The organism is Stenotrophomonas sp. KH_036_B, from assembly GCF_057839485.1.
The window spans coordinates 3,987,221-3,997,225 of the sequence record NZ_CM174491.1 but is presented as its reverse complement, the minus strand read 5'-3'; the positions used below and the strand labels follow the sequence as shown (position 1 = coordinate 3,997,225).

Below are 10,005 nucleotides of genomic sequence, written 5' to 3'. Positions count from 1 at the left end.
GCATGGACATGACCCTGAGCCCGACACCGATTCCCCGCCGTTTCGCCGTCCGCCTGGCGGGCGTCCTGCTGCTGGCCGCGTCGCCGGCCTTCGCCCAGCAGACCCTGCCCGCCGATCCGCCCGCCACGGTGCGCTGCGAGGCCGACAGTTGCCGCAGCGATGACGGCCTGCTGCTGCGCATCCGCGACGATGCCGATGCCGAGCCGGCGGCGCTGCCGCTCACCGGTCGTGCCGATGCCTCTGCCGGGGACGCCGTTCCGCTGGCGCCGTCGACCACGCCGGATGTCGCCGCGCCTGGTGGCCAGTTCATGGCCGAGCTGCCCAGTGGCGGCGTGGTGTGGGCGACCGAAGACCCGACCATGGTGCCGCCCAGCCTGAGCGTGCAGGCCGCCGCCACCGTGCCGTTCGAGAATGGGCGTGTGGTGCGTCCGCTGCGCTTCCACAGCTACAACAACTACGCCTCCTTCATCCAGAAGCTGGAGGTCACCCTGTACCGGGGCACCGATACCGACCTGGTCACCCCGCTGGCACGCATCGAACTGCCGGCCGACTACGTGGGTGATGCGGAGTGGAATGGCGAGGTGCCGGCGCAGATCAAGCTGCGCACCGGCGATGACCTGATCTACGTCGCCCGTGCGTATGGCGCCGGCGGGGCCTTCGATGAAACCCGCATCCAGCGCATCCAGCTGGTCACCCCGGAGGACTTCGACCGCGGCCTGCAGCTCACCCGTGACAACGTGCAGAAGACCCTTGGCCAGGCCCTGGATGGCGAAAGCGCGCAGGACCTGCAGGTCAGCAACAGCATCTACGGCCAGAGCATGCTGCGGCTGCAGAACATTCCCATCCATGGCTCGCGCGTGCGTCTGTACGGACGTGGCCTGGAGCCCAACAGCCGCGTGCGCATCAATGGCCAGGACTTCCCGGTCGACCTGGAACAGAAGTTCGCCGCCGAGTTCCTCGAACCGGTCGGCCAGCATCGCTACGATGTCAGCGTCGAGTCGCGCGATGCGCCGGGTGCGCAGCGGCAGCTGGACGTGGATGTCACCGGTCGCTACCTGTTCCTGGTGGCCATCGCCGACGTCACCCTGTCCAGGAACAGTGCCAGCGGCAACGTGCAGCCGCTGGCGGCCGACAACCGCGACGACGACAGCTTCCTCAGCGAAGGACGGCTGGCGTTCTACCTGAAGGGAAAAATGCGCGGCAAGTACCTGGTGACCGCACAGGCCGACACCCAGGACCGCGAGCTGAAGTACCTGTTCCGCGATTTCACCCAAGCCGATGCGCAGGACGTGTTCCGCCGCCTGGACCCGGACCTGTATTACCCCGTGTACGGTGACGACTCCACCACCTACCGCGACGTGGACACCCAGGGCCGGTTGTACCTGCGGGTGGACTGGGACCAGAGCCAGGCACTGTGGGGCAACTACGCCACCGGCATCACCGGCACCGAATACGGCCAGTACGTGCGCTCGCTGTACGGCGGCGCGTTGAACTGGCGCTCGCTGGACGCCACCCCGCTGGGTGAAGCGCGCTCGCAGTTGAAGGTGTTCGGGTCCGAGGCGCAGTCCGCACCGGGTCACAGCGAATTCCTCGGCACCGGTGGCAGCCTTTATTACCTGCGCCACACTGACGTGCTGCCCGGCTCGGAGCAGGTCGTGCTGGAAGTGCGCGACCGCACCACCGGCCGCACCGAAACCCGCGCGACGCTGCAGGAAGGCGTGGACTACGAGATCGACGACCTGCAGGGGCGCCTGATCCTGACCCGCCCGCTGGCGCAGCTGACCCGCGAGAACGTCCGCAGCATCACCCGCGACATGCCGCTGGATGGTTACGACCAGCTGCTGCTGGTGGACTACGAATACGTGCCGCTGGGCTTCAGCAGCGATGACGTCACCTACGGTGCGCGCGGCCGGCAATGGCTGGGCGACCACGTGGCCATTGGCGGTACCTGGATCGACGAGAACCGCAGCGGCGACAACTACAGCCTCAAGGGTGCTGACCTCACCCTGCAGGCAGGTCGCGGCACCTATCTGAAGATGGAACAGACCCGCACGGACGCCACCGCTGCGCCGGTGTTCTATTCGGACAACGGCGGCCTCAGCTTCATCCGCCGCAATCCATACGAAGGCCGTCGCTCCGGCACGGCCAGCGCGGTGGAAGCGCGTGCCAACCTGCGTGAACTGGGGTGGACGAGCCAGGACTGGAGCCTGGGCGCCTGGTGGCGCGACGTGGACGCAGGCTTCTCGGTGGCGCGCCAGGACACCGGCCAGCCGATCCAGGAATATGGCGCGGAGTTCCTTGGCTATCTGAATGACGACTTCAGCCTGTATGGCCGGCATACCCGCACCGAACAGGGCGAACTGGCGCTGGAGCAGAGCCAGCTCACGGCCGAATGGCGGCTGGGCAACGATGGCCAGCTCACCGGTGAGCTGCGCCGCGTGCGCGAGGAGCAGGAGCTGCAGGACGTGGATGCACTGCTCGCCGCCATCGGCTACCGCCAGCGCTTCGGTTCCTCGTGGGAGCTGTACAGCACCGGCCAGGTGACCCTGGACGATGATGGCGGCGCCTACGAGAAGAACGACCTGCTGACGCTTGGCGCGCGCTATCTGTTCGGCGACCGCAGCAGCGTGGGTGCGGAAGTCAGCAGCGGCAGTCGTGGCAACGGAGCCAAGGTCGACGCGGAGTACCGCATGGCCGCCGACCACAGCCTGTACGGCAGTTACAGCTACAGCACCGACCGCACCGGCACCGACCCGCTGTTCGACACCGGCCTGCAGAGCGGCTGGACCGTGGGCCAGCGCTGGCGGTTGAGCAACCAGGTCAATGTCTACAACGAGAGCCAGTACCTGAAGGACCGCCGCCAGGACAGCGCCGGCCTGGTGCACACCTTCGGCATGGACTTCTATCCCGCGCAGGGCTGGAACCTGGGCTTCACCCTCATGGACGGCCAGCTGGACTCCACCGCAGGCCGCATCGACCGCCGCGCCTACAGCGTCAGCGGCGGCCGCACCGACGCGGTGACGCAGTGGAGCAGCAAGCTGGAATATCGCCACGACAGCGGCGCGGAGCAGCGCGAACAGTGGGTCACCACCAACCGCCTGTTGTACAAGCTCAACGAAGACTGGCGCTTCGCCCTGCGTGCCAACTACGCCGACACCGACGACCGCATCAATCCGGTGGCCGACGCCAAACTGGTGGAGACCAACGTCGGCTTCGCCTGGCGACCGCATGACAACACGCGCTGGGCGGGCTTCGGCAAGTACACCTATCTTTATGACGTGGCATCGCTGGGCCAGGAAGGCGGCAACCTGTATGACCAGCGCTCGCAGGTGCTGTCGCTGGAAGGCATCCGCCAGATCGGCGTGCGTTGGGAACTGGCTGCGAAGCTGGCATCGCGCTGGGGCGACTACCGCACCGGGCGAGGCGAGGGAGCCTGGCTGGACAGCCGCGCCGACTTCGCCGCGCTGCAGTTGCGCTACCGCCTGTTCGCACAATGGGAAGGCCTGGCCGAGCACCGCTGGTTGAAGGTGCGCGACGGCGGCATCCGCAAGGGCTGGCTGCTGGGTGTGGACCGCCGGGTGGGTGAGAACTTCAAGGTCGGGGTGGGGTACAACTTCACCGAGTTCAGTGATGACATGACCGAGCTGCGGTATGACCAGCAGGGGTTCTTCTTGAATATGGCTGGGTATTATTAGATCTGGTTTTGTCGGGGTTGCCGGCCGTTGGCTTCGTTATTGTCTGGCGTGCGAAGCACCTCCTTCGTCATTGTCGGGCCTGCCACGCAGGGCGTGGCACTACCGGGCATTTCGCTTCTGCTTCGGTTGGTTTGGTTTTGCTTCCGCGGGGTAGAGCCACGCCCTGCGTGGCTGGCTACGGGGCATTTCGCTCTTGCTTCGGTTGGTTTGGCTTTGCTTCTGCGGGGTAGAGCCACGCCCTGCGTGGCTGGCTACCGGGCATTTCGCTCTTGCTTCGGTTGGTTTGGCTTTGCTTCCGCTGGGGTAGAGCCACGCCCTGCGTGGCTGGCTACCGGGCATTTCGCTCTTGCTTCGGTTGGTTTGGCTTTGCTTCCGCGGGGTAGAGCCACGCCCTGCGTGGCTGGCTACGGGGCATTCCGCTCTTGCTTCGGTTGGTTTGGCTTTGCTTCTGCGGGGTAGAGCCACGCCCTGCGTGGCTGGCGGATCACCGGGCAGATCGGACACCTGCTGGATAGAGCCTGGCCACGCCTGGCTGGGGGCCGCAGGCCCCTTGTTTGGGCCATCGTTCATGTCGGCGGGGCCGCAGGGCTGAATGCCTGGCAACGTTTTCATGCTGAATGGGCCCGGCGATCTGGGATTGTCCAGCCCAAAACCACACGGCCATGACGTTTTGCACGATATGTTATTGAATTGCAATGGAATTGTTGGCCCGGCGGGAAACTCGCCACTGTCACCATTTCGCGGTACGTTATAGGTGTGATCTGCGCCAGCGTTGCACTGATGGGATGCTGGAACTTTTTAACCCTTTAGCAGTCCAAATCCGGGACTGCTAAGATGACGACTATGAGCCAGAACATGTCTACTGCCCTTGTGGCAAACAATCTTCCGATTCCCAGTGCGCTCGGTTCGCTGGACGCCTACATCGGCGCCGTGCACCAGATCCCGGTGTTGACGGTCGATGACGAGCAGGACCTGGCGCGCCGCTTCCGCGACGACCAGGACCTGGACGCCGCGCGCGAACTGGTCCATTCCCACCTGCGCTTTGTGGTGCACGTTGCCCGTGGCTACAACGGCTACGGCCTCGCGCTGGGCGACCTTATCCAGGAAGGCAACATCGGCCTGATGAAGGCCGTGAAGCGCTTCGACCCGGAAATGGGCGTGCGCCTGGTGTCGTTCGCCGTGCATTGGATCCGTGCCGAGATGCACGAGTTCATCCTGAAGAACTGGCGCATCGTCAAGGTCGCCACGACCAAGGCGCAGCGCAAGCTGTTCTTCAACCTGCGCAAGTCCAAGACCCGCCTGGGCTGGATGAACGCGGCTGAAGTCAGCGCGGTCGCCAAGGATCTCAACGTCTCCGAACGTGAAGTGCTTGAAATGGAGTCGCGTCTGTCCGGTCGCGATATCGGTTTCGACGCGCCCGCCGATGAGGACGAAGAGCGTGCACCGCCGTCGCCGGCCGCCTACCTGATGGCACAGGACGAAGATCCGTCCATGGCCTACGAGCGCGCCGACAGCGAAGACAACCAGCTGCAACTGCTGCGCGAAGGCCTGGCCGAACTGGACGCCCGCTCGCGCGACATCATCCGTCGTCGCTGGCTGGACGCGGACAGCAAGGTCACGCTGCAGGAGCTTGCGGATGAGTACGGCGTGTCGGCCGAGCGTATCCGCCAGGTCGAGGCGAACGCGCTGAAGAAGATGAAGGCGCTGTTCACCGCGTAACCCGGTGGCCATGTGTCCAGCAAAAAACCCGGCATCGCCGGGTTTTTTGTTGCCGGGATGCACCGGCTGGGATGTACCGACCGCGATGCACCGAACGCGATGTACCGACCGCGATGCACCGACCGGGATGCACGGACTGGGATGCACCGACCGCGATGCGCCGAACGCGATGCACCGACCGGGATGCACCGACCGCGATGCGCCGAACGCGATGCACCGACTGGGATGCGCCGACTGGGTAGAGCCGACTGTTAGTCGGCTGCTCTTGCTGGGTGTCCTGACACGTTCGCGCCTACGGCAGCCGACTAACAGTCGGCTCTACCCAGTCGGTTAACCAAGTCGGTTACCCAGTCGGTCAACCCAGTCGGTCAACCCAGTCGGTCAACCCGTCGGTTACCCAGGTGGTGACCCCATCGGTTAACCCATCGGGCTCGCTGTATGTTGGTTCCTACGCCTTCTCGCGCGCAATCGCGCGCCAGCCGATGTCGTTGCGATGGAACTCGTGTTCCCACGAGATCTTCGCCACACCCGCATACGCATTGGCCTGCGCATCGCCCACGCTGTCGCCCAGCGCCGCCACACACAGCACGCGGCCGCCGGCGGTGAGCACCTGGCCCTGCGCATCCAGCGTAGTGCCCGCATGGAACACCTTGGCCGTGGCGGGCACCTGATCCAGCCCCTGGATCACATCGCCGGTGATCGGGGTCTCCGGGTACGGCGCCGCCGCCATCACCACGCCCAGCGATGGACGCGGGTCCCACTGCGCCTGCACGCTGTCCAGGCGTTCATCGATGGCCGCTTCCACCAGCTCCACCAGGTCCGACTGCAGGCGCAGCATCACCGGCTGGGTTTCCGGGTCGCCGAAGCGCACGTTGAATTCGATCACCTTCGGCGCGCCGCTGGCATCGATCATCAGGCCCGCATAGAGGAAGCCGGTGAACGGAATGCCATCGGCAATCATGCCCTGCACGGTGGGGTTCACCACCTCGCGCATCACGCGGGCATGCACCTCGTCGGTCACCACCGGTGCCGGCGAATAAGCGCCCATGCCGCCCGTGTTCGGGCCGGTGTCCGCGTCGCCCACGCGCTTGTGGTCCTGCGAAGTGGCCATCGGCAGCGCGGTGGTGCCATCCACCATGGAAATGAAGCTGGCTTCTTCGCCGTCCAGGAACTCTTCGATCACCACGCGCGCGCCCGCATCGCCGAACGCATTGCCCGACAGCATGTCGCGCACCGCGTCTTCGGCTTCCTGCTGCGTCATCGCCACGATCACGCCCTTGCCGGCGGCCAGGCCATCGGCCTTGACCACGATCGGTGCGCCCTTCTCGCGGAGGTAGGCCAGCGCCGCGTCCACCTCCGTGTGCACCGCATAGAACGCGGTGGGAATGTTGTGGCGGGCCAGGAAGTCCTTGGCGTAGGCCTTGCTGCCCTCCAGCTGTGCCGCCGCGGCGGTCGGCCCGAAGATGCGGTGCCCGGCCGCACGGAAGCGATCGACCACGCCGGCCACCAGCGGCACTTCCGGGCCCACCACGGTCAGCTCGACGCCTTCGGCCTGCACCAGCGCCAGCAGCCCATCCAGATCGGTGACCTTGACCGGCACGTTGCGGCAGCCCGCCTCGGTAGCGGTGCCTGCATTGCCCGGCGCAACCAGCACCTCGGTAACGCGGGACGACTGGGCCAGCTTCCAGGCCAGGGCATGTTCACGGCCGCCGGAGCCGATGACGAGGATTTTCATTGAGGGCGATCCTGGGTAACAGTAAGAAAAAGTGGTGGTGAGACCGGGTGTCAGACGGGTTGTTCACGGGAAGTCAGGCGCTTTGCTTCGGCCTGCAGCAGTTGCATGTCGAGCTCGGCGTCCGAATCCGCGGCAAGCTTCTCCTGTGCACGGCGCGACGCATCGAACGCTTTGTAGCGCTCGGTGATGATCGCTTCCATCTGCTGGTTCGAAACGCGTCCTGGGCCGTCGAGAATGGCGCGTTCGTTGAAGTCCAGAAAACGGTCGGTCTGCTTGATCCAATCGGCCATGCGGGTTTCGATGCGGCGCTCGGCGCGATCTTCGGCAAAGTCGAGGAACATCGTGACCAGCCGGTTGAGCTGTTCGAGTTCTGGCTGCGACAGATAGTTCTTGGACACTACTGCGTCGGACTTGCGGGGTTTGTCGCCCGACCAGTTCGTCAAGCCCAGCTGGGCCGCGCCGGGATCGGCACGCTCAACGATCAACTGCGCGGCAGTGCAGCCAGTGATGGCATAGACCAGCTTATTCTGGATGGTGGCGAAGAAGGTCTTGGCGGTCGCGGCCGTACCGTCGTAATCGCTGCTGCTGAGTTTGAACAGGTCGCGCAGCGTCTGGTAGAACCGCTTCTCCGAACTGCGGATGTCGCGGATGCGGCGAAGCAGCTCTTTGAAATAGTCTGCGCGTTCGGCGTCCTTGAGCCGCTCGTCGTTGAGCAGGAAGCCTTTGACCAGATACTCCGCCAATGCGGATCCTGCCCAGCGTCTGAACTGCACGCCTCGAGGGGAACGCACCCTGAAACCAATCGCCAGGATCAGATCCAGACGGTAACTCATTGTTTTATAGCGTTTTCCGTCAGAAGCAGTTGTCAAGTGTTGCTTGACTACTGCTTCCTCGGACAGCTCTTGCTCGGCGAATACATTGCGGACATGCAGGCTGATGTTCTGCTTCGTCGTATCAAACAGCTCAGCCATCTCACCCTGCGTCAGCCAGACGGTCCCCCCCTCGGCGCGCAGATGAACGTCCGTCCGCCCGTCTTCGGTGCGGTACAGAATCAGCTCGCCGTGGTTGTCCGTCATGCGATCACCCTTAGCTCAGGTCAAGAACCGCCGGTTGGTGCCGACGCCCTGTCGGCACCCACCTTACGCCCAACGATCAATGCCGGAAGTGACGCACGCCGGTAAACACCATGGCCAGGCCGTGCTCGTCGGCGGCGGCAATCACTTCCGCATCGCGCATCGAACCGCCCGGCTGGATCACCGCCTTGATGCCGGCGGCGGCGGCGGCGTCGATGCCGTCGCGGAACGGGAAGAACGCGTCGGAGGCCATCACCGAGCCTTCCACCACCAGGTTCGCGTCGGCGGCCTTGATGCCGGCGATGCGGGCCGAGTACACCCGGCTCATCTGGCCGGCGCCCACACCGATGGTGCGGTTGTCCTTCGCGTAGACGATCGCGTTGGACTTCACGAACTTGGCCACGTTCCAGGCGAACAGCAGGTCGGCGAACTGCTTCTCGGTCGGGGCCAGCCTGCTGACCACCTTGAGTTCATCGCGGGTCATGCCGCGGTTGTCCGCGCTCTGCACCAGCAGGCCAGAACCAATCCGCTTGGTGTCGTAGCTGTTGCGGCCTTCGCCATGCGGAATGCGCAGCACGCGCACGTTGGCCTTCTTCTGCGCGTACTCCAGCGCGGCCGGCTCGTAATCCGGGGCGATCAGCACTTCCACGAACTGGCGGTCCAGGATCACCTTGGCGGTGGCGGCGTCCAGCGGCGTGTTGAAGGCGATGATGCCGCCGAAGGCGCTGGTCGGGTCGGTCGCGTAGGCCAGCTCGTAGGCATCGCCGTTACCGGCACCCACGGCCACACCGCACGGATTGGCATGCTTGACGATCACGCAGGCCGGCGCATCGAACTGGCGCACGCATTCCCATGCGGCGTCGGCGTCGGCCAGGTTGTTGTAGCTCAGCTCCTTGCCCTGCAGCTGCTGGAACGTGGCCAGCGTGCCCGGCACCGGGTACAGGTCGCGGTAGAACGCACCAGCCTGGTGGGGGTTCTCGCCGTAGCGCAGGTCCATCACCTTCACCACGCTGGACGTGAGCTGCGCCGGGAACTCGGTGCGCACCGGCACGGCGGCATCGCTGGCGGTCACGGCCGAGAGGTAGTTGCTGATCGCCGCGTCGTACTGCGCCACGCGGTTGAACGCGGCCACCGAGAACGCGAACCGCTTCGCAGCGGAGAGCTTGCCGTCGTTGGCATCGAGCTCGGCCAGCAGCTCGGCGTACTGCGCCGGGTCGGTGGCCACCGTGACGCGGGCGAAGTTCTTGGCCGCCGAGCGCAGCATGGCCGGGCCGCCGATATCGATGTTTTCCACCGCGTCTTCCAGCGTGCAGTCCGCCTTGGCGGTGACCGACTCGAACGGGTACAGGTTCAGCACCAGCAGGTCGATCGCACCGATGCCGTGTTCGGCCATCACCGCCTCGTCCAGCCCGGCGCGGCCAAGCAGGCCGCCATGCACCAGCGGGTGCAGGGTCTTGACCCGGCCGTCCATCATTTCCGGGAAGCCGGTGACGTCGGACACGTCCTTGACCGGCAGGGCGGCCTCGCGGATCGCCTTGGCGGTGCCGCCGGTGGACAGCAGCTCCACGTTGCGGGCGGCAAGGGCACGGGCCAGGTCGATCAGACCGGTTTTGTCGGAGACGGACAGGAGGGCCCGGCGAACGGGCAACAGATCAGCAGTCATGGGGACAGGGCAATCGGCAGCGGAGCGGGGCCAATATTGTAGGCGGTGGGGGCCGGTGGCGGGCGCCGCACCGGCGATATTGCCCCTGGCGACCGGATCCGGCACATCCGTCGGACCACC

General features: G+C 65.4%; 5 protein-coding genes. 2 read left to right on the top strand and 3 right to left on the bottom strand.

Annotated features, from left to right (window positions below; translation table 11 throughout):
- Positions 1–2 precede the first annotated feature (2 nt).
- Positions 3–3,695, top strand: coding sequence for a TonB-dependent receptor (locus tag AC3ITN_RS17760; protein ID WP_489391370.1), 3,693 nt, complete (start codon positions 3–5; stop codon positions 3,693–3,695).
- A gap of 843 nt (positions 3,696–4,538) precedes the next feature.
- Positions 4,539–5,414 (top strand): RNA polymerase sigma factor RpoH, encoded by an 876-nt coding sequence (gene rpoH, locus AC3ITN_RS17755; RefSeq protein ID WP_313344523.1) that lies wholly within the window; start codon positions 4,539–4,541, stop codon positions 5,412–5,414.
- 448 nt (positions 5,415–5,862) lie between these two features.
- Here the strand turns inward: rpoH and purD are convergent, their stop codons facing one another.
- The 3 genes from purD to purH form a co-directional block, all read right to left on the bottom strand.
- Entirely contained in the window at positions 5,863–7,149 is a 1,287-nt protein-coding gene (purD, locus tag AC3ITN_RS17750; RefSeq protein WP_489391369.1) for a phosphoribosylamine--glycine ligase, read from the bottom strand.
- Between the two features lie 50 nt (positions 7,150–7,199).
- Positions 7,200–8,225, bottom strand: a complete 1,026-nt coding sequence (gene rhuM, locus AC3ITN_RS17745) for a RhuM family protein (RefSeq protein WP_489391368.1) — start codon at positions 8,223–8,225, stop codon at positions 7,200–7,202.
- Between the two features lie 76 nt (positions 8,226–8,301).
- On the bottom strand, positions 8,302–9,885 hold the full coding sequence (gene purH, locus AC3ITN_RS17740) for a bifunctional phosphoribosylaminoimidazolecarboxamide formyltransferase/IMP cyclohydrolase (RefSeq protein ID WP_489391367.1): 1,584 nt from the start codon (positions 9,883–9,885) through the stop codon (positions 8,302–8,304).
- Positions 9,886–10,005: the final 120 nt, after the last annotated feature.